25 protein-coding genes and 1 pseudogene are annotated in these 24,822 nt (G+C 66.1%); 17 read left to right on the top strand and 9 right to left on the bottom strand.

Features of this window, described 5'->3' with window-relative positions:
• Nucleotides 1-45 precede the first annotated feature (45 nt).
• The gene (locus tag ACWEO2_RS30390) at nucleotides 46-1,014 is read left to right on the top strand and encodes a helix-turn-helix transcriptional regulator (protein ID WP_452408463.1); all 969 of its coding nucleotides are present in this window, start codon (nucleotides 46-48) and stop codon (nucleotides 1,012-1,014) included.
• A 28-nt stretch (nucleotides 1,015-1,042) separates the two neighbouring features.
• On the opposite strand, the gene ACWEO2_RS30385 is transcribed toward ACWEO2_RS30390, so the two are convergent.
• From ACWEO2_RS30385 to ACWEO2_RS30365, 5 genes are read right to left on the bottom strand one after another with little or no spacing between them, the layout of a single operon-like run.
• Nucleotides 1,043-1,240, bottom strand: a complete 198-nt coding sequence (locus ACWEO2_RS30385; protein WP_452408462.1) for a hypothetical protein — start codon at nucleotides 1,238-1,240, stop codon at nucleotides 1,043-1,045.
• Nucleotides 1,241-1,255: 15 nt separating this feature from the next.
• Nucleotides 1,256-2,074 (bottom strand): SDR family NAD(P)-dependent oxidoreductase, encoded by an 819-nt coding sequence (locus ACWEO2_RS30380; RefSeq protein WP_452408461.1) that lies wholly within the window; start codon nucleotides 2,072-2,074, stop codon nucleotides 1,256-1,258.
• A gap of 15 nt (nucleotides 2,075-2,089) precedes the next feature.
• Nucleotides 2,090-2,821, bottom strand: a complete 732-nt coding sequence (locus ACWEO2_RS30375; protein WP_354956199.1) for a glucose 1-dehydrogenase — start codon at nucleotides 2,819-2,821, stop codon at nucleotides 2,090-2,092.
• A gap of 1 nt (nucleotide 2,822) precedes the next feature.
• Complete coding sequence (gene kstD / locus ACWEO2_RS30370; protein WP_452408460.1) at nucleotides 2,823-4,502, bottom strand: 3-oxosteroid 1-dehydrogenase; 1,680 nt, start codon at nucleotides 4,500-4,502, stop codon at nucleotides 2,823-2,825.
• Between the two features lie 14 nt (nucleotides 4,503-4,516).
• The gene (locus tag ACWEO2_RS30365; RefSeq protein WP_452408459.1) at nucleotides 4,517-5,254 is read right to left on the bottom strand and encodes a glucose 1-dehydrogenase; all 738 of its coding nucleotides are present in this window, start codon (nucleotides 5,252-5,254) and stop codon (nucleotides 4,517-4,519) included.
• Nucleotides 5,255-5,424: 170 nt separating this feature from the next.
• Here ACWEO2_RS30365 and ACWEO2_RS30360 point away from each other — a divergent pair, with 170 nt between their 5' ends.
• The 8 genes from ACWEO2_RS30360 to ACWEO2_RS30325 all read left to right on the top strand — a co-directional run bounded on the left by ACWEO2_RS30360 (nucleotide 5,425) and on the right by ACWEO2_RS30325 (nucleotide 13,002).
• On the top strand, nucleotides 5,425-6,552 hold the full coding sequence (locus ACWEO2_RS30360) for an LLM class flavin-dependent oxidoreductase (protein WP_452408458.1): 1,128 nt from the start codon (nucleotides 5,425-5,427) through the stop codon (nucleotides 6,550-6,552).
• 28 nt (nucleotides 6,553-6,580) lie between these two features.
• A complete protein-coding gene (locus ACWEO2_RS30355) occupies nucleotides 6,581-7,369 on the top strand; it encodes a glucose 1-dehydrogenase (protein WP_452408457.1) in 789 nt (262 codons plus the stop codon).
• 10 nt (nucleotides 7,370-7,379) lie between these two features.
• Nucleotides 7,380-8,321 (top strand): alpha/beta hydrolase, encoded by a 942-nt coding sequence (locus tag ACWEO2_RS30350; protein ID WP_452408456.1) that lies wholly within the window; start codon nucleotides 7,380-7,382, stop codon nucleotides 8,319-8,321.
• Entirely contained in the window at nucleotides 8,318-8,713 is a 396-nt protein-coding gene (locus ACWEO2_RS30345; protein WP_452408455.1) for a VOC family protein, read from the top strand. Before ACWEO2_RS30350 ends, ACWEO2_RS30345 begins: the two co-directional genes overlap by 4 nt.
• A 103-nt stretch (nucleotides 8,714-8,816) precedes the next feature.
• Nucleotides 8,817-9,332, top strand: coding sequence for a hypothetical protein (locus tag ACWEO2_RS30340; RefSeq protein ID WP_452408454.1), 516 nt, complete (start codon nucleotides 8,817-8,819; stop codon nucleotides 9,330-9,332).
• A gap of 93 nt (nucleotides 9,333-9,425) precedes the next feature.
• On the top strand, nucleotides 9,426-9,842 hold the full coding sequence (locus ACWEO2_RS30335; RefSeq protein ID WP_452408453.1) for a nuclear transport factor 2 family protein: 417 nt from the start codon (nucleotides 9,426-9,428) through the stop codon (nucleotides 9,840-9,842).
• Between the two features lie 86 nt (nucleotides 9,843-9,928).
• Nucleotides 9,929-12,010: a TRAP transporter permease gene (locus ACWEO2_RS30330; RefSeq protein WP_452408452.1), complete on the top strand. Its 2,082-nt coding sequence runs from the start codon at nucleotides 9,929-9,931 to the stop codon at nucleotides 12,008-12,010.
• Nucleotides 12,007-13,002, top strand: a complete 996-nt coding sequence (locus ACWEO2_RS30325; protein ID WP_452408451.1) for a TAXI family TRAP transporter solute-binding subunit — start codon at nucleotides 12,007-12,009, stop codon at nucleotides 13,000-13,002. Before ACWEO2_RS30330 ends, ACWEO2_RS30325 begins: the two co-directional genes overlap by 4 nt.
• A gap of 6 nt (nucleotides 13,003-13,008) precedes the next feature.
• Here ACWEO2_RS30325 and ACWEO2_RS30320 read toward each other — a convergent pair whose 3' ends face one another.
• Complete coding sequence (locus tag ACWEO2_RS30320) at nucleotides 13,009-13,875, bottom strand: helix-turn-helix domain-containing protein (protein WP_452408450.1); 867 nt, start codon at nucleotides 13,873-13,875, stop codon at nucleotides 13,009-13,011.
• A gap of 91 nt (nucleotides 13,876-13,966) precedes the next feature.
• Here ACWEO2_RS30320 and ACWEO2_RS30315 point away from each other — a divergent pair, with 91 nt between their 5' ends.
• The 3 genes from ACWEO2_RS30315 (at nucleotide 13,967) to ACWEO2_RS30305 (ending at nucleotide 17,488) form a co-directional block, all read left to right on the top strand.
• Complete coding sequence (locus ACWEO2_RS30315; protein WP_452408449.1) at nucleotides 13,967-14,761, top strand: SDR family oxidoreductase; 795 nt, start codon at nucleotides 13,967-13,969, stop codon at nucleotides 14,759-14,761.
• The gene (locus ACWEO2_RS30310) at nucleotides 14,758-15,834 is read left to right on the top strand and encodes an NAD(P)H-dependent amine dehydrogenase family protein (protein WP_452408448.1); all 1,077 of its coding nucleotides are present in this window, start codon (nucleotides 14,758-14,760) and stop codon (nucleotides 15,832-15,834) included. Before ACWEO2_RS30315 ends, ACWEO2_RS30310 begins: the two co-directional genes overlap by 4 nt.
• 295 nt (nucleotides 15,835-16,129) lie before the next feature.
• The gene (locus ACWEO2_RS30305; protein ID WP_452408447.1) at nucleotides 16,130-17,488 is read left to right on the top strand and encodes a cytochrome P450; all 1,359 of its coding nucleotides are present in this window, start codon (nucleotides 16,130-16,132) and stop codon (nucleotides 17,486-17,488) included.
• Between the two features lie 156 nt (nucleotides 17,489-17,644).
• Here ACWEO2_RS30305 and ACWEO2_RS30300 read toward each other — a convergent pair whose 3' ends face one another.
• Nucleotides 17,645-18,886: an epoxide hydrolase family protein gene (locus ACWEO2_RS30300; protein WP_452408446.1), complete on the bottom strand. Its 1,242-nt coding sequence runs from the start codon at nucleotides 18,884-18,886 to the stop codon at nucleotides 17,645-17,647.
• 85 nt (nucleotides 18,887-18,971) lie between these two features.
• On the opposite strand from ACWEO2_RS30300, the gene ACWEO2_RS30295 reads away from it, so the two are divergent.
• Together ACWEO2_RS30295 and ACWEO2_RS30290 are read left to right on the top strand one after the other, a co-directional pair.
• Nucleotides 18,972-19,409 carry a MarR family winged helix-turn-helix transcriptional regulator gene (locus tag ACWEO2_RS30295; RefSeq protein WP_452408445.1) on the top strand — a complete coding sequence of 146 codons (438 nt, stop codon included), beginning with the start codon at nucleotides 18,972-18,974 and terminating at the stop codon, nucleotides 19,407-19,409.
• A 187-nt stretch (nucleotides 19,410-19,596) separates the two neighbouring features.
• Nucleotides 19,597-20,214: a hypothetical protein gene (locus ACWEO2_RS30290; protein ID WP_452408444.1), complete on the top strand. Its 618-nt coding sequence runs from the start codon at nucleotides 19,597-19,599 to the stop codon at nucleotides 20,212-20,214.
• Nucleotides 20,215-20,424: 210 nt separating this feature from the next.
• Here the strand turns inward: ACWEO2_RS30290 and ACWEO2_RS30285 are convergent, their stop codons facing one another.
• Entirely contained in the window at nucleotides 20,425-20,754 is a 330-nt protein-coding gene (locus ACWEO2_RS30285) for a hypothetical protein (protein WP_452408443.1), read from the bottom strand.
• Between the two features lie 151 nt (nucleotides 20,755-20,905).
• Here ACWEO2_RS30285 and ACWEO2_RS30280 point away from each other — a divergent pair.
• The 3 genes and pseudogenes from ACWEO2_RS30280 to ACWEO2_RS30270 form a co-directional block, all read left to right on the top strand.
• Nucleotides 20,906-21,130: pseudogene (locus tag ACWEO2_RS30280) on the top strand (IS3 family transposase); the annotation flags it as partial.
• Between the two features lie 36 nt (nucleotides 21,131-21,166).
• Entirely contained in the window at nucleotides 21,167-21,871 is a 705-nt protein-coding gene (locus tag ACWEO2_RS30275; protein ID WP_452408442.1) for a TetR/AcrR family transcriptional regulator, read from the top strand.
• Between the two features lie 22 nt (nucleotides 21,872-21,893).
• Entirely contained in the window at nucleotides 21,894-23,423 is a 1,530-nt protein-coding gene (locus tag ACWEO2_RS30270; RefSeq protein ID WP_452408441.1) for a glycosyltransferase family 39 protein, read from the top strand.
• 168 nt (nucleotides 23,424-23,591) lie between these two features.
• On the opposite strand, the gene ACWEO2_RS30265 is transcribed toward ACWEO2_RS30270, so the two are convergent.
• Nucleotides 23,592-24,641, bottom strand: a complete 1,050-nt coding sequence (locus ACWEO2_RS30265) for an aminotransferase class V-fold PLP-dependent enzyme (protein ID WP_452408440.1) — start codon at nucleotides 24,639-24,641, stop codon at nucleotides 23,592-23,594.
• Nucleotides 24,642-24,822 lie beyond the last annotated feature (181 nt).

The following is a 24,822-nucleotide window of genomic DNA, read 5'->3' as shown; positions in this document are numbered from 1 at the left end:
AATGAGGTCAGAATCGGTCCTCATTTGGGGGTCATACTGGAAGCTGTGACCGAAACCGCCGCCCGCCTGCTGCAACTGCTGTCCCTACTGCAGACCCGTCGCGAGTGGACCGGTCCGGAACTGGCCGAACGCCTCGGTGTGACCGTGCGGACGGTGCGCCGCGATATCGAACGGCTGCGTGAATTGGAGTATCCGGTGCACGCGAGCCTCGGCTCGATCGGCGGCTACCGCCTGGCTGCGGGGACCGCGCTCCCGCCGCTGCTGCTCGACGACGACGAAGCGGTCGCGATCACGCTCGGACTGCGCAATGCCGCACTCGGCGCGGTCGAGGGCATCGACGAGTCATCGGCACGCGCGCTGGTCAAACTCCAGCAGGTGCTGCCCACCCGGCTGCGCCGCCGCGTCGAGGCGGTGCGGTTCGCGACGCTCTCGCTCGGTGGACCCGCGGCCGGACCGCTCATCGACCCCGAAACCCTGGTTGTGCTGGCCGCGGCCTGCCGCGACGGCGAACGCATTCGCTTCCATTACCGCGATAAGGGCGATACCGAAACCCGCCGACTGGCCGAACCGCACAACCTCGTCTCCGCGGGCCGTCGCTGGTACCTCGTCGCCTGGGATATCGACCGCGCCGACTGGCGCACCTTCCGAGTCGACCGCATCGAATCCGCACAACCGATCGGAATCCGCAGTACGCCAAGGAAATTACCCACCGAGGACGCCGCGGCTTTCGTCACCGAATCGCTCGCGAAATCCCGCCCGATACGCCGAGTCGTCTTCATCGTGCACGCCCCGGCCCCGGAACTGATCGAAAGCTTCCGCGTCCGCCCCGAGGAAATCGAGCCGATCGACGCCAAAACCTGCCTCCTGCGCACCACTGCCGACTCATTGGAATGGACCGCCCTCCGAATCGCCCACCTGGGCCTGGAATTCGAGGTCCGGGAGCCACCGGAGATGGCGGAAATGCTCCGCGACCTCGGCGCGAAGTTACTGCGCGCGGCCCACGCGAGCGTGTGAAACGGGACATGCTGTGCGGCAATCGGAATCAGCGGCACCGCATCGGCCGAGGCCGAAAGGTCAGGTAGGACCGCCGAGGCGGGGCGGTGCTGGTCAGATCGCACGTCATGCCGAGGCCGCCGACGGTGCCCGGGAGATCGGGGCCCGCCGAGCAGGCCACGACCTCCCGGCCAGCGCGGGCTGCGGCAACGGCGGGCACGAAGTCGGTGGTCGGTGTGCGAATCACCAGCGGGTCATGGTCTCACTCGACTTCTTTCTTCATCTGCGCGGTCAGGATGCGCTGATAGCCGGAGCCGAAAATCCGGGGCAGCAAATCGATTACGCGGGCGTCGGCACCGATGAGAATCTTGGCCTTGTCCTTGCGGATGCCGCGCAGGATGGTCTTCGCGGCGGATTCGGGTGTCGTCTTGGCCAATTTGTCGAAGTTGGCGGCCAGGGCGTCGCGGTCGCGGTCGCCGCCCGCGCGGGCCTTCCAGGCGATGTCGGTCTTGATCATGCCGGGATGGACGCTGCTGACGCCGACCGGGTAACCCGCGATCTTCATCTCCTGGCGCAGTGCGTCGGTGAAGCCGCGGATACCGAATTTGGTTGCGTTATAAGCGCCCTGGCTCGGACAGGCAGCGAGTCCGAACATGCTGGAGACATTGGCGATATGGCCGTCACCGGATGCGATGACCTGCGGCAGAAAGGCTTTCGTGCCGTACATGACGCCCCAGAAATTGATGCCGACGATCCACTCGAAGTCTTCCCAGCTCAACTCCTCGACATTGGCGGTCAGCGAGACGCCCGCATTGTTGACCACGAGATTGGCGGGGCCGAAATCGGATCGGACCTCATCGGCGTGTGCGTAGACGGCGGCGCGATCGGTGACATCGAGCCGATAGGCGCATGCCTCGGCCCCAGCCTGTTCACACAGTGCGACGGTTTCGCTGACATTGGCCAGGTTTCGCCCGGACAACGCCAATCTGGCGCCCTGGCCCGCCAGCTCCAGCGCGAGCGCGCGACCGATGCCAGCACCCGCGCCGGTAATGACGACGACCTTGTCCTCAAAGTTCTTCACAGCAGGTGTCCTTGGTTATTTGGTGGTGTAGCCGCCGTCGGCGACGAATTCGGAGCCGGTGCAGAAGCTGGACTCGTCGGAAATGAGGAACAGCACGAGGTTGGCCAGCTCACCCGGCGCTGCGGCACGGGGGAGCGGCTGGTCGTGCACCATCGAGTTGGAGCGGTCGGAGTCGGCGGTCATCTCGGTGGCCACGACACCGGGATGGACCGAATTGACTCGGATTCCGTCGGCGCCGAACTCCTGGGCGGCGGCCTTGGTCATCCCGCGCACCGCCCACTTGGACGCGACATAGCCGAGGATATTGCTGAAGGCGATGATGCCGCCGATCGAGGAGATATTGACGATCGAGCCGCCACCGGCCCGGCGCATCGACGGCACAACGGCCTTCATACCGAGGAAGACCCCGACCTGGTTCACATCGATGACGCGGCGGTAGTCCGCCTCCGCCAGCCGCTCGATCGGATCGACATGCACGATCCCCGCATTGTTGACCAGACCCCAGACCGGTCCGAAGGTGCGCTCGGCCTCGGCAACAACTGCCGCCCACGCGGATTCGTCGGTGACGTCGAGCGGAACGAACAGCGCGCTGTCCCCGAGTTCGGCGGCCACCGCCTTGCCCTCGTCGGCGAGGACATCCGCGATAACGACCGAGGCCCCCTCGGCCGCCAAGCGACGGGCGAATGCGGCGCCCATGCCGCGCGCGCCGCCGGTAATGATGACGGTCTTGCCTGCGACTCTGTCCACGTCATACTCCTCGGGGATGTTCGAGATCGGCGATGTGCTGGGCGGCGATATAGCCGAACACCATGGCGGGACCGATGGTCGCGCCCGCGCCCGCGTAGCTATTGCCCATGACGGCGGCCGAATTGTTGCCCGCCGCATAGAGTCCGGGGATCGGCGCACCGTCCGTGCGCAGCACCCGGGAGTGTTCGTCGGTGACCAGACCGCCCTTGGTGCCCAGATCGCCGGGCACCATCTCGACCGCGTAGAACGGGCCCTGGTCGATCGGCGCCAGGCACGGATTCGGGGTGACGGTGGGGTCGCCGTAGTAGCGGTCGTACGCGGATTCGCCGCGATGGAAGTCCTCGTCGCGCCCGGCGCGCGCGAAGCCGTTGAAGCGCTCGACCGTCGCGGTCAGGGCTTCGGCCGGTACGCCGATCTTGGTGGCGAGTTCGGCCAGTGTATCGGCCTTCTTGATGATTCCGGCGTCGAAATACTTCTGCGGGATGGCCTGTTTCGGGAAGGTGCCCAGGAACAGGTACCGATCGCGAAAGCGCTGGTCCATGATGAAATGCGCGGGCACATGGCCGACACCGGTGGCGTGCCGCTCGTACATGGTGTGCACCACATCGACGTAGCTGGCCGATTCGTTGGTGAACCGCTCGCCGGCGTCATTGACCATGATCGCGCCGGGCTGGGAGCGTTCGGCCAGGCAGAAGAACGGCGGTCCGTCCGGATTGCGCACCGAGGGGCCCCACCAGGCATCATCCATCAGATCCAGTGCGGCGCCGAGCTTTTCACCCGCCACAATGCCGTCGCCGACATTCTCGGTCGCGCCGACGGTCCAGTCGGTGCTGACCGGCTCGGCGAAGAATCGCTCGCGCATCTCCAGGTTGTGCTCGAAACCGCCAGCGGCAAGCACGACACCGCGGCGCGCACGGATAACGATCGGCGCACCGTCGCGCTCGGCACGCACACCGACCACCACATCGTTGTCGGCAATGAGATCCGTGAGGGGCGTATTCAGCCAGACCGGCACACCCGCGTCGCGCAGTGCCAGCCACAGCCGCGCCACCAGGGCCTTGCCGAGACTCAGCGGCTGCCGCCCGCGAATGCGGTTCAGCACGGCCTGCGCGCCCACCTTGAGCGCGGTGCGCTTACCCTTCCAGGTCCGCGCGATCATATTCAGATCGTGGAAGTCGCTGACGGTGAACGCGATGCCCTTCGGGCCCGACATGGTCGGCCGGTTGATCAGCTCCATATCCTTGCCGAGCAGACGGCCGTCGACGATCGCGGGTTCGATACTGCGGCCCTGCGCGAGTCCGCCGGGCAGTTCCGGGTGGTAGTCGGAATAGCCACGGTCGTAGACGAATTGGAGATGGTTCGTGCGCGCGCCGAGATAGGTGAACATCTGCGGCCCGTTGTCCAGGAAGGCGTCCTGCTTCTCCTGCGGAACCCGGTCGCCGACAACGGATTTCAGGTAGACCCGGGCCAGGTCCGGATTGTCGGGCACACCCTCGCGCACCAGCACCGGATTGTTCGGAATCCAGACACCGCCGCCGGAGCGGGCGGTGGAACCGCCGAAGCTGCCGCTCTTTTCGATCAGCACCACCGAAAGCCCGCGATAGGCGGCGGTCAGCGCGGCCGTCATACCCGCCGCGCCGGAGCCGACGACCACGACGTCGTAGGTGTATTCCTGGGACATCTGGCTCTCCTTTCCTAGTAACCGGCGCCGGTGAGCATGCCGCCGTCGACGACAACCTCGGTTCCGGTGCAATAGCTCGCGGCATCGGAGGCCAGGAAGACCACTGCCTCGGAGACCTCGCCGGACTGTCCCCAGCGCGGAATCGGCAGACCGGCGAAGAAGCTGTTGCCGTCGACGCCCGAGCCCGCCGCCGCCGTCATCGGGGTCGCGATGCCGCCGGGATGGATGGAGTTGACCCGGATTCCGTCCTTGCCGAGTTCACGGGCGGCCGATTTGGTGAGTCCGCGGATCGCGAACTTGCTCGCGCTGTAGGCGGACAGGCCCGCCGCGCCGATGAAGCCCTCGACCGAGGAGATATTCACGATGGCGCCACCGCCGGTCATGGCGGGTGCGGCGGTTTTGATACCGAGCCAGGTGCCGGTGACGTTCACCGTCATGATGGTGGTGAAGTCGGCCAGGCTCATCTCGGCGATGCGCTGGAAGCGCAGCATGCCCGCATTGTTGACGAGCACATCGAGTCCGCCGAACTCGTCCACCGCGGTCCGCACCGCGGCGGCCCAGTCCGCCGCACTGGTCACATCGTGGTGCATATAGCGCGCGCCGGTCTCGGCGGCGAGCTGTTCGCCCTGCTCGTCGAGGACATCGCCGAACACCACTCGCGCGCCCTCGGCGACGAAGCGGCGGACGTGTTCGGCGCCCATTCCGCGCGCTCCGCCGGTGATCAGCGCGACCTTGTCATCGAGTCGACCCACTGCAGGTCCGTCCTTTCTGCGGCGTCGGTTCGATCGCCGTGTCGAATTCGACGCTATGGGCGCGAGGGCGAGGCGACCGGAGCCAGTCCCATCTAGCGAGACATGCACCTGACCTCAACGAGAGCATCGGAAATATTTCTACTAGGCATATTGAGAAATGGAGGCCATGCATGAAGTTCTCGATGATCTTCGAGGCGCAGATGACCAACCCGTCGGCCGATCACGAACGGCAGGTCCTGCGCGACTGCGTCGAGCAGGCGGTACTGGCCGAGGAGATGGGTTTCGACACCGTCTGGGCGGTCGAACACCACGGCCTGAAGTGGTACGCGCATATGAGTGCGCCGGAGATCTTCCTGACCTGGGTGGCCGCGCGCACCGAGCGGATCCGCATCGGCCACGGCGTGGTGTGCATGCCGTTCAACTTCAACCACCCGGTGCGCGCGGCCGAACGCGCGGCCATGCTCGATGTGCTCTCCAACGGGCGGGTGAACCTCGGCGCGGGCCGCGGCGCCACGCCGCAGGAGACCTCCATGTGCGGTGTCGATCCCGACCGCACCTATCAGGAGGTGGAGGAGTCGCTGCGCATCATCGGCAAGGCCTGGCAGGATCCGGAGGGCGAATTCGAATGGCACGGTGAGCTGCTCGATATCGATCCGCATCCGATGCTGCCGCGTCCGGTGCAGCTGCCGCATCCGCCGCTGTTCATGGCGTGCACCAAGAAGGACACCCTGAAGCTGGCCGCCGACTACGGAATCGGTGCGCTGGTACTGGGCTTCGCGGGCGTGGAGGAGATCGCCGAACTGCGCCGCACCTACGATGCCGCCATTGTCGAGCGGACCGGGGAGAAGTTCGTCTCCACCGTGGTCAACGACCACTTCGCGGCGCTGTGCCCGACGATCGTGCTGGACGACCGGGAGAAGGCGCAGCAGATCGGTGCGCGCGGCCAGCGGTTCTTCGCTCAGTCCATCAAGCACTGGTATGGCGCGGGCCCGGTGCCGGACGAGGCCATCGACCCGACCGTGGACGAGATGGCCCGGATTCGCGAGGCCGCCGATGAGCATGTGGCGTACCTGCACGAGGCGAAGATTCCGGTGAAGGCGGGGGCCACTTCGGTTTTCAATGCCGAACACGCCTACGGCAGTCCCGAGGACGCCATCGCCTACGTCGAGCGGCTGCAGGCGGCCGGTGCCGACGAGATCCTGTGCCTGATCCAGATGGGCACCGTGCCGCAGGAGGCCTGCCTGGAGACGATTCGGCACTGGGGCGAGAAGGTCATCCCGCACTTCCGCAAGAGCTAGTCACAACTGAATTGGCAAGGAGCAGACAATGATCGATCTGACCGGCAAGGTAGCGCTGATCACCGGCGCCGCGCGGGGACAGGGTGCCGAGGAGGCTCGGCTGTTCGCCGCGGCGGGTGCCAGCGTGGTATTGACCGACGTGCTCGAAACCGAAGGTAAGGCCGTTGCCGAATCCATCGGTGCCGCCTCGCGATTCGTGCGCCATGATGTGAGCAGTGCCGAGGACTGGTCGGCCGCGGTGCAGACCGCGGTGAGCGATTTCGGCAAGCTCGATGTGCTGGTGAACAATGCGGCGATCTACACGACGAAGGCCCTCACCGAGACCACTGTCGAGGAGTTGGAACGCATTCTGCGGATCAACCTGGTCGGCGCGTTCATCGGCATGCAGTCGGTCGTCGGCCCGATGGCGGCGGCGGGCGGCGGTTCGATCGTCAACATCTCATCGCAGGCCGGATTGCAAGGGCTGATGGGACATTCCGCCTACGGTGCGTCCAAATGGGCACTGCGCGGGCTGACGAAGACGGCGGCGCTGGAGCTCGGTCCGGCGGGGATCCGGGTCAATTCGGTGCATCCCGGCCCCATCGCCACCCCGATGATCGGCCATCTCGGCCTCGGCACCGGGCCGGGGAGTTTCCCCGCGCTGCCGCTGGGACGGGTCGGCCTGCCGTCCGAGGTGGCGGATCTGGTGGCGTTCTTGGCCTCCGATGCCGCGGCTTTCATCACCGGTGCGGAATTGGCCATCGACGGCGGATTGTCCGCGGGACAGTTCATTCCGCCCGGCTCGATGCCGCCGGTCGGCGCCGCCGGCGAGCGGTGAGGTACCGGCGATGCCGCTGAAACCCGAGGCGCAGGCGATCGTCGATGCGGCTTCGGCGTCATTCCCCGCATTGGGCACCGAGGTGCTCGATGCGGCACAGGCGCGCCGGATCCTCGCCGCTCGTCCGGCTCCTCCGGTGCAGCCGGTTCCGGTCGACCAGGTCGAAGAGCGGATGGTGCCCGGGCCCGCCGGAGCGCCGCCGGTGCGGGTTCGCCTGTATCGGCCCGCGGGCACCTCGTTGCCGATCGTGGTCTTCTTTCACGGCGGCGGGTTCGTGATCTGCGGCCTGGACAGTCACGATCAGCTGTGCCGAGCCATGAGCAACGGTGTCGGCGCGATCGTGGTATCGGTGGACTATCGGCAGGCGCCGGAACACCGCTTCCCGGCCGCGGCCGAGGATGCCTATGCGGTACTGGAATGGGTTGCGGCCCAGGCGAATACGTTCGGCGGGGAGCCGGGCCGGATCGCGGTCGCCGGGGACAGCGCGGGCGGGAATCTGGCCGCGGTGACGGCGCTGATGGCCCGTGATCGCAATGGGCCCGATATCGTCCACCAACTGCTGGTCTATCCGATGTTGGATCCGGCGCGCGACACCGCGTCCTACCGGGACAATGCCAACGGGTACTTCGTCACCGATGACCATTTGCAGTGGTACTGGGAGCAATATCTCGGATCCGACGGTGCTGCGGCCAACCCCTACGCGGCACCGCCGCGCGCCACCGACCTCTCCGGGCTGCCGCCCGCCTATGTCATTACCGCCGAATTCGATCCGCTGCGGGACGAGGGGGAGGACTACGGAGCCCGACTTCGTGCGGCCGGGGTAGCGACCGTGGTGATCCGCTACGACGGCCAGTTCCACGGCTTCTTCACCATGGCCGACAGCCTGCCCGATGCGAAAGAAGCCACCGCCCAAGCCTTTTCCGCACTCCGCCGTGCATTGGAGGTCCGATGAGTGCATCATCGCGCAGCGATTCGATCAAGGGTGGGACGGTCGAACGACTCGGCACGATTTTCCCCGCCGACAATCTCAGCGCCGCCATCGATCTGCTCACCGCGGTATTGGGTACCACCGCAACATTCGTCGACGGTGACCGGTGGGCGCAGTTCGATATCGGTCCGACCCGAGTCATGCTCGCGGGTGCCGATGAGCGTGATATCCCATCCCTTGCGGTCAAGGTCGGCGATCTGGACGCCACCCTCGCTCGTCTCCGGGCCGCCGGATTTCCGGCCGACGAGCCGGTGACCGGGCCGCACGAACGACGCACCGCGGTCCGCCCGGCTCCCGAATCACCGTGGGCGATAGTCCTGTACGAACCCGCTCCCGCGAATCGTCCGGCTGGATAGCCGCGCATCGCCTGGGTTGTGTGGCTCAGCTGACTTCGCGCACCACCCCCCATACGCTACCGTATGGGTACCGTTCCATACGGTAGCGAATGGAGGTTGGGTCGTGGTTCGAAACATCCATCAGCGGGAGTATCCGGTGCCCGCGGAGCAGGTCGGTGCACTGCTCGCCAGGGCCGCCGAACCGGACAGTCCGGTGTGGCCGCCCGGCTGGCCCGCGCTGGTGCTCGACCGGCCGCTCGGTGTCGGGGCCGACGGCGGCCATGGGCTCATTCGGTATCGGTGTACCGAGTGGGTGCCGGGTCGCCGCGTGCAGTTCACCCTCGCGCCCGGGTCATTCCTCACCGGCACGCACACCTTCGACGTGCTGGATGGCAAGTGGCCGGATAGCAGCATCTTGCGCCACGAGATCGACGGCCGCCTGCGCGGAATCGGCTACATCCTGTGGCCGGTCGCCATCCGCTGGATACATGACGCGATGATCGAGGCAATCCTCGATAGAACCGCCGTCTCGCTGGGGCATCCGCCCGTCACCCCGGCCCGCCCGTCGCGGTGGGTCACCTTCCTGCGCAAGGTCATGTCCCGTCGCGCGACAGCCGCGCCGGCGGATTCGGCCGCGTAGGCACGCGCAATCCGTTCGGCAGCCGCCTGGGCGGCCGGGTTCGGTGCGTCCTGGGCGGCCCGGGCAATGGCGCCCGCGCAGTACAGTCGTCACATGGCACTGTCGGCGCAGGACCGAATCGAGATCGGCGATCTGATCGCACTACACGGTCACCTCATGGACGCGGGTGAGCTGGACCGGATGGACGAGTTGTTCACCGCCGGAATCACTTACGACCTCAGTGATTTCGGATCGGGGGAGCTGCGCGGAATTCCGGCGCTGCGAAAGGCGGCGGTCGCACTCGGTGACGGGAATCCGGTCGGACACCACATTACGAATGTGGTCATCACCGAGACGGACGGCGCGGTTCGGGTGCGGTCCAAGGGGATCGCGATCCACGCCGATGGGAGCAGCCGCAGCGTGGAATACGACGATACGGTCGTGCGCGAGGCCGGTGGTTGGCGGATCTCCTATCGCCGGGTGATCTTGCACGGAGCGCCGCTCGGTGGTCGCGTGACCAAGTCTGCCTAGGGCGAAGAACATACGCCGGCCTTGTTTTATCGGCGACATATTTGTTAGCTGTATACGGACGGTCGCGCGTTGATATGGTCGCGCCCATGTCGGACACACGGGACGCTCATCTCGAAGCCGAGTCTCCCACCGACCATCAGGTGGGGGCGACTGATGCCGGGCTGACCGGACCGGATCCGGAGCATCGGGCACTGCCGGACAAGATCGAGGTCGACGACGAGGAACGGCCCGCCCGGGTGCTGCATGGGTGGGCCGAGTGGGTCGTGGCGACGGCCGCCTTCGCGGTCGCGCTGCTGGTGCTGTGGCAGGTGTTCCGGCCATTGGCGCAGGGCAGTCAGTACTACCTGGTGATCTTCCTGGCCGGAACGCTGCCGGTGGTGTTCCTGGCCTATCGGTCGGGGCTGCGCCGGCTCGAGCGCGGGGCGGGTCCGGGGCCGATCGATGGGCTGCTGGCCCTGGTCGCGCTGGTGGTATGCCTGTATCCGGTGCTGCCGATGGCGATCGGGTCCAGTGGCGGCGGCTATAACGCGTTCCTGGATCGGCAGGGGTTGTTCGATCCGGTCGATATCGCCATGGGCACGGTGCTGTTGGTGTTGGTGCTGGAGGCTTGTCGGCGCACCACAGGGTGGGTGTTGCCCGCGGTATGCCTGGTTTTCATCGCGTATGGCTATTACGGCGGCTACCTGCCGCAGCAGTGGACCGTCGCGCACGCCGGACTCGACTTCGGGCAGATCGTCGATGCGCTGTACAACTCGGGCAGCGGGTTCTACGGCACACCACTGGATGTCGCGGCCAGCTATATCGTGCTGTTCACCCTCTACGGTGCGGTACTCGAATTCTCGGGTGCGGCACAGTTCTTCGTCGATCTGTCGGTCGCGGCATTCCGGCGCTCGCGCGGTGCCGCCGGACGCACCACGGTCGCCTCGGGATTCCTGCTCGGCACCGTCTCCGGATCGGGCACCGCGACCGCGGTGACGGTCGGCGCGGTCACCTGGCCGATCCTGCGCCGCGCCGGATATCCGCCGGAACAGGCGGCGGGGGTACTCGCCGCGGCGGGTGTCGGCGCGATCCTGTCACCGCCGACACTGGGCGTCGCCGCGTTCATCGTCGCCGAATACCTCGACGTCTCCTATGTCACGGTGCTGGGCTGGGCGATGATCCCAACGCTGCTGTACTACCTGGGGATTCTGCTCGCGGTCGAGATCGATGCGCGTCGGCTCGGCACCGAGCAGGTCGAGATCAGCGTCGGCTCGGTATGGCGGCTGCTGGCCCGATTCGGTTACCACTTCCTATCTTTGATCGCGATCGTGGTGCTGCTGCTGATCGGCGTGAGCGCCGCCAAGGCCGTCATATACGCCACCGCACTGGCCTTCGTGCTCGCCTTCCTCGACTCCCGCATCCGGGCCCGGGCGCGCTCACCGCGCCGGATCTTCCACATGCTCGGCAGCGGTGTGCGTTCGGCGCTGCCGGTGGTCGCGGTGTGCACATCGGCAGGGGTGATCACCGCGATCGCCACCAAGACCGGGCTCGGCGCGCAGTTGGCCTCGGTGCTGGTGAGTGCGGGAAAGGCGGTGTCGGACAACCACACCGTGGTGCTGGCGTGCACGGTGGTGCTCGCCGCGATCGCACTCGCGCTGCTCGGGCTCGCGGTGCCGGTGACCGCGTCGTTCATTATCGGCTGGGCGATCATCGGTCCGGCACTGCTCGCGCTGGATGTGTCCGCGCCCGCAGCGGCCATGTTCGTCTTCTACTACTCGGTGCTGTCCGAGGTGACGCCCCCGACCGCGCTGGCGGCGGTGGGCGCGGCGGCGATCACCGGCGCGCGTGCGGTGCCGACGATGTGGCAGGCGCTGAAGTACGCGCTGCCCGCCTTCCTGGTACCGATCGTCTTCGTACTCAGCGGACCCGGTGAATATCTGCTCGGGCACGGGCCGGTGCTCGGTGTGCTGTGGACGACGATCGTGGCCGGTATCGGCGTGGCGGCGCTGGCCGTGGCGACCGGCGGCTGGATGCTCGGCATCGGTCCGGCCGGGATCGCGGCCCGGCTGCTCGCCGCGGTGGCCGGTCTGGCCCTGTTGTACCTGGAGCCCGGCGCACTCGTCGTCGGTCTGGTCGCGCTGACCGCGGCCGTCGGGGTCACTCTGCTCTCCCGAAGGAGGACGACTTGAAAAGAGTTGCCATCGCATTCGCCGTTGCCGTGCTGTCGGCCGGATTGCTGGCCGGATGCGGGGGACGCCGAGACACGCCGCAGTCCGATGCCGGTGGCGCGGTCACCTGTGAGGTGAAGGATGACACCCGCATCGGCATCGCGACGGGCAATTCCACCGGCGTGTACTTCGCGCTCGGCAACGCATACGCCGAACAGGTCTCGCAGGCCACCGGCGGCAAGGTGAAGGCGACCGCCGCCGAAACCGGTGCGTCGGTGCAGAACATTCAGCAGTTGGTGGCCGGCACCTATCAGGTCGCGTTCGCGCTCGCCGATACCGCCGCCGACGCGGTCATGGGCAATGCCAGCTTCGACGGCAAAAAGCAACCGGTGCAGGCACTTTCGCGGCTCTATCCGAATTACACCCAGGTGATCGTGCGCACCGGCGCCGAGATCGAATCGGTCGCCGATCTGCGCGGCAAACGGGTCTCCACCGGCTCGCCGAAGTCCGGTACCGAGGTGATCGCCCAGCGCGTACTGCAGGCGGCCGGGCTGAATCCGGACACCGATATTTCGCCCCAGCGTCTGGATCTCACCAAAACGGTGGACGGTATGAAGGACGGCTCCATCGACGCCATGTTCTTTTCCGGCGGCCTGCCCACTCCGGGCATTACCGACCTGCTCACCTCCACCAAGGGCAAGGTGCGCTTCCTCGATATCGCCGATATCTCCGGCACCATGCACGCGGTGAATCCGGTCTACGAGGAGGGCGCAATTCCGGCCACCGTCTACGGGCTGACCGCCGATGTGAAGACCATTGTCGTGCCGAATCTGCTGCTGGTCCGTGACGATCTCGACGCGAATCTGGCCTGTGTGCTCACCAGGACCCTCTTCGATCGCAAATCCCAACTGGAACAGGCGAATTCGGCCGCGAAAGGGATCAGCCGCGCTACCGCGACGATCACTGCGCCGGTGACATTGCACCGTGGGGCGGCACATGCGCTGACGAAGTGACCGTGCTCAGGACACCAGCGCTCCCGTCAGTGCGCGGGCCGTATCGACGGTGGCGGCGATGAATTCATCGCGTTCGGGTTTGGTCGTCGATGCGCGCAGCGGCCCCAACTGGACCTCGTAGGCCGCCACGCCCGCGGCATCGAAAACCGGTGCGGCGAGATAGCTCAGCGGCAGTACGGCCGCGGAGTCGAGTTCGGCCCTGGTGAACGGTCGCGAGGTGAGAAATGCGAGGCGACGCAGGGCCCGGGTCCGCAGGTGCGGCTGCACGAGTTCGGTGCCCATGGCACCGAGGAGGTCGGCGAGGAGTTCGACCGTGCCCGCATCGTCGGTGCGCGGGCGGAACAGGGCAACGCCGCGATCGCGCACGAGGGTGAGCAGGCCGCTCGCGATGCGGCGGTCCGCGTCGGGCGCGGTGGCCAGCCAGGTGTTCTGTTCGGTGGCCGAACGCCACGGCATCACGCTGGCCCCGGCCGGAAATTGCAGCGGAATGCGATGGCCGACCGGGATGCCGGGGACGACGCGTTCGGGCCCGTGGCGCACATCGAGGACCGTGAGGTGCTCGGGCTCGATCCGGCTGAGGGTCGCGCCGTAGCCGGTGCGGACGGTGAGTTCGGTGAGAATATCGCCGAGCGCGCGCGGCAGCGCGGGGCCGTGCAGATTCGCCAGCGCCGGGCCGAGGCCGTAGCCGCGGTTCGGATCGCGCCGCACCCAGCCCGCCGAATCCAGTTCGGCGAGAATCGCGGTCGCGGTGGCGCGGGCGATATCGAGGCGGTCCGCGATGCCCGCGACGCTGATCGGCTCCGGGGTCGCGGCGAGCAGCGACACGATATCGATGACGCGGCGGGTCGGTGGGGACGGGGACCGGTCGGACATGGACAACCTCTTGTGCGGTTCGGTGGAGCGGTTCTACGATGTCGAATATTACGACAAGCAGTGTCGAATATTCGACAGTTGTGGAGTGCGCATGATTCTGGACAGATTCCGAATCGACGGACAGGTCGCCGTCGTCACCGGCGCGGGGCGCGGCCTCGGCGCGGCGATCGCGGTGGCCTTCGCGGAGGCGGGCGCGGATGTCGTCATCGCCTCCCGCACCAAGAGCCAGTTGGACGAGGTCGCCGAGCAGGTGACGGCCGCGGGCCGGCAGGCCCATGTGGTGCCCGCGGACCTGAGTGATATCGAGGCGACCGCCGGGCTGGCCGCCGCGGCCGTCGACCGCTTCGGACGCCTCGATATCGTGGTCAACAATGTCGGCGGCGCGCTGCCGTGCCCATTGCTCGACACCACGCCGGACGCGCTGGTGCAGGCGTTCAACTTCAATGTGACCAATGCGCACGCGCTGGTACGTGCGGCAGTGCCCAAGATTCTCGAAACCGCCGGTGGCGGTTCGATTCTCAATATCACCTCGACCATGGGGCGACTGCCTGGGCGTGCTTTTGCGGCGTACGGGACGGCGAAAGCGGCGCTGGCGCACTACACGCGGCTGGCGGCAATGGATCTGAATCCGCGCATCCGGGTGAATGCCATCGCACCGGGCTCGATTCTGACCTCCGCGCTGGAGATCGTGGCGGGCAACGATGCGATGCGTACGGAACTGGAGGCGAAGACGCCACTGCACCGCATCGGTGAACCCGAGGATATCGCCGCCGCCGCACTGTATTTGGTGTCGTCAGCCGGAAAGTACGTCACCGGTAAGGTGCTCGAGCCCGATGGCGGTCTGATCGCGCCCAATCTCGACCTGCCACTTCCGGATCTGTCATGACCTACCGCGTAGTCCAATGGGGCACTGGCAATGTCGGCGCGCACGCACTGGCCGGTGTGATCGCGAATCCGGATCTGGAATTGACCGGGGTATGGGTTTCGGGTCCGAAGAAGGACGGGCTGGACGCGGGAACCATTGCCGGACTGGATCATCCGGTCGGCGTCACCGCGACGACCGATACCGAGGCGATACTGGCGTCGCAACCCGATTGCGTCGTGTATTGCTCGATGACCGACAACCGTCTGCTCGAGGCGGTCGAAGATCTGCGCAGGCTGCTCAGTGCCGGAATCAATGTGGTCGCGTGCGCTCCGGTATTCTTCCAGTACCCCTACGGTGTGCTGCCGGATGAGCTGCTGAAGCCGATCCAAGAGGCTGCGGCACAAGGGAATTCGTCGCTGTGGGTCAATGGCATCGATCCGGGTTTCGCCAATGATCTACTGCCGCTGGCGCTCGCGGGCACCTGTCTGCGCATCGACCAGCTGCGGTGTCTGGAGATCGTCGACTATGCCAGCTACGACAACCGTGAGGTCATGTTCGACATCATGGGTTTCGGCAAACCGCTCGACGAGATCCCGATGTTGTTGCAGCCGGGGGTGCTATCGCTGGCCTGGGGCGGCACCGTGCGTCAATTGGCGGCGGGCATCGGCGTCACTCTCGACGCCGTCACCCAGACCTACGAACGCATTCCCGCGCCGGATTCCTTCGATATCGCCACCGGCCATATCGCCGAAGGGACCGCGGCCGCACTGCGTTTCGAGGTGCGCGGCATGGTCGGGGACCAGGTCGTGACGGTGCTCGAACATGTCACGCGCCTGCGCCCCGACCTGTGCCCGGACTGGCCGCAACCCGCCCACCACGAGGGCTCCTACCGTGTCGAGATCACCGGCGAACCCAGCTACGCCATGGACCTGGTCACCTCCAGCCGCAATGGCGACCACAACCATGCGACGCTACTGGCCACAGCCATGCGCATCGTCAACGCGGTCCCGGCGGTCGTCCAAGCCCCAGCGGGCATCCTCACCGCACTGGACCTGCCCCTGATCACCGCCCCCGCAACCCGCCCACCCGGGTAACCCGATGCTCCACATCCTGGATAGGGCCCGATAGGGCCCGAACCGACATAAACCCCAGGTCAACAGATTCTCGGTCGAATCCGCTGCATTTCAAGCTGATTCGGCGCTGCTGGCGGCAACCACGTCAGGCCCAAGCGTTGACGCGGTTGACAAGGTGGTGCTGGCCTGGGGCGGAGGGAACCCAAACCAACGGACTCCCGAAAGCAGGTCACGAAACGCCGAGTCGAAGACAGTCGTTTTCGGGCGCATTTTGCCAACCGTGGCAAATGCTGCGCACTCGGCTTTACTTGGTGCGGTGACGTCTATCTCCACCAGTGTCGGTGCGTTGCCACCGATGGTCTCTGGCCGCCTCCGCAACACCAAACGCTTTCTCACCGACCCGATTAATTTCCTCTCCGACGCTAGGTCCCAGCACGGTGACGTGTTTCGGTTCCAGCTGATCAACGGGGTCATGGTCGGCGTTACGCATCCCCACCACATCAAGTACATCTTGCAGGAACGCACGGTGAACTTCACTCGCGAGACCGAGATGTACGACATCCTGGAGCTGTTCGCGGGCCGCGGGCTGGCAACCATCGCCGACCACGACAAGTGGCGACATAACCGGCGCCTCGTGCAACCCGCCTTTCACCACAAGAAGATCAACGGGCTCAGCGAGATCATGGTGGCCGAGATCGACGCCATGTGCGACGAATGGGCCGAACACGCCCGGGCCGGCCGAACGATCGATGTCGGCGAGCAGATGAGCCACCTCACATTGCGGGTCGTGGTGCGGGCTCTGTTCGGGATGGATCCGCAGGGACCAGAGGTGACCGGTTTCTCCAACGCGACACAGCGGGTGAACGACGAACTGGGAAAGTTCATCCGGATGCCGTTGATCCCCTTGCAGTTTCCAACTCCGAGCCACCGCCGCTTCTGGCGGGCGCTCGGCGAGATGGATGCCATCGTCTACTCGGTGATCGACCAGCTCCGCGACAACGACAACGGCGGATTGCTGGCCATGCTCATGAACGCCACCGACGCCGAGACCGGCAAGAAGTTCACCGACAAAGAGTTGCGCGACGAGCTCGTCACCATGCTCTTCGCCGGTCACGAAACCAGCTCCTCGGCACTGACATCGGCCATTCTGTTCCTGCAATTGCATCCGGAGGTGCGTGAGCGGCTGCGTGACGATGTCGACGCCGCGTTGCCCGGCGGTCACGCCACCATGACCGACCTGCCCACGTTGGCCTACAACAAGCAGGTGATAGAGGAGGCGTTGCGGCTGATGCCACCGGCGTGGATGGGGCAACGCCGCGCCCGCGAGGACGATGAGATCGGGGGCCACCTCATCCCGGCAGGCACTCCGGTGATGTTCAGTTTCTATCACGCACACCGCAATCCCGAGGTTTGGGATCAGCCGGACACCTTCGACCCGGACCGCTTCGCAGCCGACGCGGTCGCCGCTCGCGACCGGAACATCTACCTGCCCTTCGGGGCGGGCGGACACCTCTGCATCGGCAACGCGTTCGCGATGATGGAAATGCAACTCGCGTTGTCGACCATCATGCGGCGGTTCGAGTTGACCATCGAGAACCCGAACCCCACTCCGGCTACGGCGATCACCCTCAACGCCAAGTTCCCGCTGATCGCATCCCTGACCGAACGCGGATAGCGCGCCGGTCCCGCGTGCCCTTACTGGGTGCTGTCTCGAAGTGGTGAGTGCGGGCTCGCGGCCCGCCTACCCGGAGACCTCACCCACACACCAACGCGGGCAACAACTTCCACCGAGCACACCGAGGGGTGGCATCGCAGCGGTGTCACCCCTCGGTCAGCGCCGTCCCCGGAAGGTGCGGCGTAGGTCGCCGGTCCATTGGTCGGGGATCTCCCAGGGAATGAAGTGGCCGCCGTGGTCGTGGACGGTGAGGTTGACGTGGTTGTACCACTGGGCGCGGTCGCTGGCGCGAAAGTGTTCGACGCGTTGGGCGGTGCTGACCCCGGGTGGGTTCTCGTAGCCCACGAAGGTGATGCCGGTGGGGGCCTGCACGACCGGGAGACGGTCGTGGGAAGGCGTCCAGGGGTAGCGGTTGTGGTTGGCGTAGAGGCGTATCGAGGTGCCGATGGTGTTGGTGGCCCAGTAGATCGTGGCGTGCGTGAGGAGATCGTCTCTGCTGAACACGGTTTCGATGTCGCCGCCGTTGTCGCTCCATTTGAACCAACGTTCCAGGATCCATGCCAGCATGCCCGCCGGGGAATCGGACAGGGCGTGGGCGAGGGTGCTCGGGGCGAGGAGGTGCGCGGCCAGGTGGACGGCGAAACGCTTGTCCAGCTCCACGATTCGTGCGCGTACCTCCGCGGGCAGGCCGTCGGGAATCGGCAGGCCGCCGCTGAAATCCCAGGCACGATCGCCGTTGAACAGGGTGAGTTTCAGTCCAGATCCGATGTGGATGGCAGACAACTCGTCGGCGTACTTGTGGCCGAGCTGCGCGGTGACCAGCGCGCCCACGTCGCAGCCGGCGGCACCGTATTTCTCGTAGCCCAGAACATCGGTCATGAGGGTGTGCCAGAGGTCGGCGACCTTCCAGAAGTTCACATCCGGGCGGTTCGCCAGCGGGCTGGAGAACCCGAAGCCGGGAAACGAGGGCACGATCACGTCGAACGCCTCGGCCGGATCACCGCCGTGCGCCCCCGGATCCGCCAGCAAGTCGACGACCTTGGACCAGTGCCAGAACGTCCAGGGCCAGCCATGTGTCAGAATCAGCGGCGTCGGATTCGGCCCGACGCCGGGCCTGCGCATGAAATGCACTGGTACACGGTCGATTTCGACATTGAAATGCTGGTAGGTGTTGATCTCGGCTTCGGCTGCGCGCCAGTCGTATCCGCTGCGCCAGTAGTCCACGAGCTCCTGGAGATAGCTGCGAGGCACGCCGTAATACCAGTCTTCATTGCCGACATCATCGGGCAGGCGGGTCAGATCCAGGCGCTGCCGCAGGTCGGTGAGCACGCTGTCGGGGACGTGAATCTTCGTCGGCGTCAAGGGGAACGGTCGGGCATCGTGGGTGCTGTCGCTCATCTGGCTCTCCTACGCCGTGTGGTGTCGACCTTACATAAGTAGCTTATTTAAGCAACTTTTATAATTCCCGGATATAGTTGCTCGTGTGGACGACATCGACGATTTCGACGTGGACGCCTTCGCCGCGGCAATCGAGGACTTCAACCGCGTCTACATCCGCATCCCGGTACGGGAGAAGCTGCCGTTCACCACACTGTCGGTGCTCGACACCCTGGCTCACCGGGGCCCGGCGCGGCTGACCGATCTGACCGAGACCGAGCAGATGACCCAGCCGGGCATCACTCAGCTCATCACGCGCTTGGAGCGCGATGGGCTGGTGCGGCGCCGCCGTGACCCTGGTGATGGACGGGCCGTGATCGTGCACCTCACCGAGGCAGGCCGGCAGGTGCGGCAAACCCGCCACGACGACCGGGTCCGGTACCTGGTTCCGATGGTCTCCGAGTTGAGCCCCGCACACCGACGGGCACTCGCCGCCGCGCTGCCCGCCCTCACCCGGTTCGCCCAGCTGGAGCGAGAGCGCTGACACGCAGGATCTTCCCGGCGACCTTCCGCTCGCTGCGGCACCCGCAAGGGCAGCACCGGAGACATGGAAAACCGGAATGCAGTGACTTCGAACTGTGTGTGGCGCGCTGCACGCCATTGAATTCGACACCGCTTAAGGTCTGACTCGGTCCGCCCATCAGGGGCAGTTGAGTGGAGGGATTCGAAGGATGAAGTTCGAGAAAATCACTGCTGCCGTTTTCGTGGCCATCTCGGCCGTGGGTGTCACTGCGGCAACCGCCCATGCAGAGCTGGCCGTAACGGAGCAGCCGACTGCGGTGACTGCGGGGGGCACGACTTCCGGTGTGGATCACGGAATCAACTACCAGATCACCGTTTCGCCAGTCGACAGGGGCATTATCACCACCGTCGAGAATGGCGAGTTCGAGATCGCGGAGGACGGTGCGGTGGTGCTCGAGTCCCGCGACGGAGCGGCGGTGACCGAAATGCCGCAGTGGTACGCCGTCGACGGGCGTTCGATCGCGATTGCGCAGCACATCGGTGCGGACGGCCGCACCCTGACGCTGACACCGACCCCGACGGCAGAAGATATTGCGCAACTGCAGGACATCAGCTCCTATGACCGACTCAAGGAGCAGATCAACAAGAACCTGCCCGGCGTCGTCGGCGGTGCCATCGTGGGCGGCATCCTCGGGGCGTGTCTGCCCCTGATATGGGGGATCAGCATTCCCGTGGGTGCGCTGATCGGTGGAACCATCGGCGGATACGTCGTGGGCGGCCCGGAGTTCCTCGACGCCGTACAGGCGTGGGCCACCGGCCAGCCGTGATCCCGGGCAGGTGAAGTAGCGGCCGACTGGTCGGGGGGTGCGGAGCTGTGGAGACCCGCAAGCGGGTGCTCGATGGCCTGGATGTGCTGGTCGCGCGGGGATCTGGTGCAGGCGCGGCCGGGAGGGTTCCCCGCCCGGCCGCGCACGCGGTCAGGTATCAGCGGTTGATCGAGGCCGCAGAGGCCCGCTGGCGCAAGGCGCGATGCGCGGTCAGCAATGCTCTTCTATGAACAGCATCCGCCGATCATCATGAGTACGGAACTCGTGCGCCAGGAAACGGCCGGTTGACCAGTCTCCGCCAGGACCCTGGTAGTTGTTTTTGACCTTGCTCCAAAACCCAGATCGTTCGGAGTGCGCGAGGAGGCGCGGGTGTGTGCCGCCGCATTCGCCGAGTATGACCGTGGCACGGGGATCCTTTAAGAGCCTTCGCACCACGCGCAGGTCGATGCGCCTCTTGTGGAGCTGCCAGATGCTGCCGGCATCGTCTTGCAGCAGAACCGGATGCTCCATCCAGTTCGGACTAGTGAGGAAATCCTCCATGCTCTGAGTGTCCGGTGCATGATCCAGGAGGGTCATGTCATTTTCTGATGCGCTGCGATGAGCACGGCGACGTTCCGGGCCCGAGCTCGGCGTGAAAGCCGCCCCATCAACCTATTACGCGCACCGCTACAAGCCCGCCACCAAGCCGGAGCGACGCGACGAGGACCTGACCCCACAGATCCAGCGCGTTCATGCCGAGAACTTCGGCGTCTACGGCGCGAGAAAGGTGTGGCTGCAACTGAATCGGGAATGCATCCGCGTGGCTCGCTGCACGGTTGAACGGCTCATGCGTCAGCCCGGACGGCGAGACGTGGTGCGCGGCAAGGTCAAACGCACCACGATCGCCGATCCGGCAGCGGAGCGTGTCGATCACATAATTGACTGACTTGGTCAGTCAATCTATGGTGAGCGGGTGCGTGGACGTGTGGTCGCTCGGCCATTGGCCGATATCGTTGATGCGGCGTGTGAAGTGTTCACGGACAAGGGATTTCGATCCGCCGGGATTTCGGATGTCGCGTCCGCGCTCGGGCTCAGTCACGGCGCGCTGTACACCTATGTCGAGAGCAAGCAAGCCCTGCTGCACCTGGCTTTGCTGGGGGCGCTGCGCCCGGCCGAGGTGGATACGCTCGCGATCCCGGTGGCCGCCTTGCCGCCGCATCGGATCGCCGATCTGTTCGATGCCTGGGTCACCGACCAGGCGGGCTTGCCGGTGCTAGCGCACGCCGCGACCCATACGCCGCAGCGGCCGGCCGATCAGGAGTTCGGCGAAATCATCGACGAGCTTTACGAATTCATCGATCGCAACCGGCGAGTCCTCAAACTTGTCGAGTGGTGCGCGGGCGAGCTGCCTGAGCTGGCGCAGCTGTATTTCGTGCAGCGGCGTCGGAGCATGCTCGAGCAGCTGGGAGAAGTCCTACAGTCCCGGATCCGCGCGCGTCGGCTGCGGCCGGTTCCCGACGCCGCGGCTGCGGCGCGATTCATCGTGGAAACCATCGCCTGGTTCGCCATGCACCGCCACGGTGATCCCGATTCGGCGATGTTCGATGACGAGACCAGCCGCAACACTGTTCGTCACCTGCTGATGGCCGCGTTCGTTCCCGCCGGCCAACCTGACTGATCACTCCGAGAAAGCGGCGATCGTGAATGAGATCAGCTGGGCAACCGCCCAGCACCAACCCGCTCCGTCCGCGTTGGCGGAGCAGGATACGCCTGCCCGTGCACCAATCGCCTGGCGTCCGGTGTCGGTGGTCGGGGCGGCTGCGGCGATGGTGCATCTTCTGGTGGCCACCCGTTTCGGCTGGCATCGTGACGAGTTCTATTACGTCATCTGCGGCCGGCACCTGGATTGGGGGTACGTCGACCAGCCGCCGCTGGCTCCGCTGCTGGCCCGGTTGGCCGCCGACCTGCCCGGTGGAGTGCTGCCGTTGCGCCTGGTGGCGATTGCCGCTCAAGTCGGATGCATCTTGCTGACGGCGGTGCTGGCAGCCGAACTCGGCGGGCGACGGCGTGCGCAAACCCTGGCCGCGGCGGCTGTCGCGGCCTGTCCGGTATTCGTGGCCGCCGCAATGATTTTCGGCACGACGGTGCTGGATCAGTTGGCTTGGGTGGCAGCGCTTGCGCTGACGGCCAGGGCTCTGCGACTGCGTACGACACGAGCGTGGCTCGCCGTGGGCGCGGTAGCCGGTCTCGGATTGCAGACCAAAGACACCCTCGCGGTGCTGCTGATCGGCCTTGCCGTCGGCCTGCTGTCGTTCCGCCGCGATGCGCTGCGCGGCCGCGGCCCCTGGCTGGCAGGCGCGGTGGCCGTCCTTATCGCCGCACCGAACATCGTGTGGGACGCCCGGCACCAGTGGGCGAATCTGGAGATGGCCCGAGAGCTCGCCACCCAGCAGGGCGGTGCCGTCGGCTCGCTGACACATCTGCCGACATTGCTGTTGCTGCTGGCCGGCCCTCCGTTGATCGTGCTGTGGTTATCGGGTGTGCGCCATCTGCTTTCGCGAGCCGGGTGTGCGCACCGCTGGATGCTGGCCGCAGCTGTGGTGGTCGTGTTGCTGTTCACCGTCAGCGGCGGCAAATCGTACTATGCCGCCCCGGCACTGGCCGGTCTATTCGCGGCCGGGGCGGTGCGGGCCGAAACATACGCGACCAACCGCGGACGCGTACGCTGGACGATCGCGCTCGCCGCCTCGGCGATCGTCGCGCTCGTGATCGGGTTGCCCGTGCTGCCCCCACACGCCGAGACCGCACTCCGGTCGGCAAATCCCCAACTCATGGAAACTTACGGCTGGCCCCGATTCGTCGATCAGATCGTCCGCGCCGCAGCACCGTTGCCGACCGAGGTCCCCGTCTTCGCCAGCAACTACGGCGAAGCCGGTGCAGTGACTATCCTCGGGCCCGCGATGGGATTGCACCGGCAGGTGCTCAGCGGCCACAACAACTACCTGCTCTGGGGGCCACCGGAAGGTACTCCCGACACCGTGCTGTGCGTCGGCCAATGGGACACCGCTTACCTGCATCACTTCTGGACACAAGTCACTGAGATAGCACCGATCACTTTGCCGACCGGATTGACCGATCAGGAAACCGCCCAACACGCCGCCATCTATCTGTGCGAACAACCCCACGGCACATGGGCACAACTCTGGCCCGACCTCCGGCACCTTGATTGACCGACAGCTTGCACCGCCGGCCGCCGGCCCCTCCGAGAACCGACACGCGCACGATAGTGTCGCTTAATGAGCGGTTCTCCGCTGGTCAACGCCGGTATGGGCTGCGCTGGGTGTCAGGTCGTCAAGCGCCTGGTGCGGCCTGATCGAACCCTGTGGAGCGTGCGGTTGTCAGCGCTCGGCGAGGGCGGTCAGTGCTCGGTCCACATCGTCGGTGCTGTTGTAGAGGTGGAAGGAGAAGCGCAGGCCGCCGCCGCGGGCGGATGTGATGATGCCCGCCGCTTCCAGGCGGGCTGCCGCATCGCCTGCGCCGGGCACCGAGATGATCGCTGAATCGGCGGGTACCGACTGGAAACCCAACTCTGCCAACCCGGTTCGGAACCGGGTGGCGAGTTCGCGGTTGTGGGCGCCGATCTTGTCGATGGTCAGCTCCTCGAGCAACGACAGACCTGCCAGCGCTGCAATGACGCCGAGCCAGTCCGGAGTGGAGTCGAATCGCTGGGCGGTGCTCGACAGTGCGATCGGGTCGTAGAGTTCGGCCCAGCGGTCGGCCGCCGCGTACCAGCCGGGGCTGATCGGGCGCAACTCGGCGGCGGCTTCCGGTGCGGCGGCGAAGAATGTGACGCTGCGCGCGCCGATCAGCCACTTGAATGTCGCACACACCCAATAGTCGGCATCGTCGAAACGCAGCGGCAACCATCCGGCGGCCTGGGTGGCATCGGCCAGCAGTCGGGCATTGTGCGCCCGGGTGGCCGCGCGCAACAGCGGCATATCCGTGGTCCGGCCGTCCTTGGACTGCACGACGCTGACCGCGACCAATGCCGTTTCGGGCCGCACCTCTTCGGCAAGGCGCTCCAATGGCACGAACCGCACGGCGAGATCGCCGCGATGCACGAAAGGCATGGAGACGGAAGAGAATTCGCCTTCGGCGAGCAATACTTCCGCTCCCGGCGGCAATGCGGCGACCACCGGCGCGATCAGCCCGGCCACGGTTGCCCCGAGCGCGATATCGTCGACCGAAGCGCCCGCCAGCAATCGCGCGAACCCGGCCCGCAATTCGGGTACCAGATCATCCCGCGTCGCCGGTGCACCACGACCCGCCGCCCAGAACGCGTTGATCTCCTGCACCGCCGCCAATGAGCGCGCGGACGGCAATCCATGCGAAGCGGTATTCAGATAGACGGTCTCGGTCGTGAACTCATCGGGCGCAAGCGAAGACATACCTGACACACTCCGCGCACGACCCGCCCGAGTCGAGTGCCACCCGCAAAATAGTGGCCCCAAATCCAATCTTCACCCAGCATGCCGGGTAGCCCTTGGACAAGCGATCACCATGCACTCCCCGCAGGCAAACGTCGAGAACGCACCTGCACCAGCGCATTCTCGGCTCATGACGGTCGTT

The sequence above is a fragment of the Nocardia sp. NPDC004278 genome (assembly GCF_053602975.1).
Note: the sequence above shows the minus strand (reverse complement) of the source record. Positions and strands in the feature narration are given on the sequence as shown.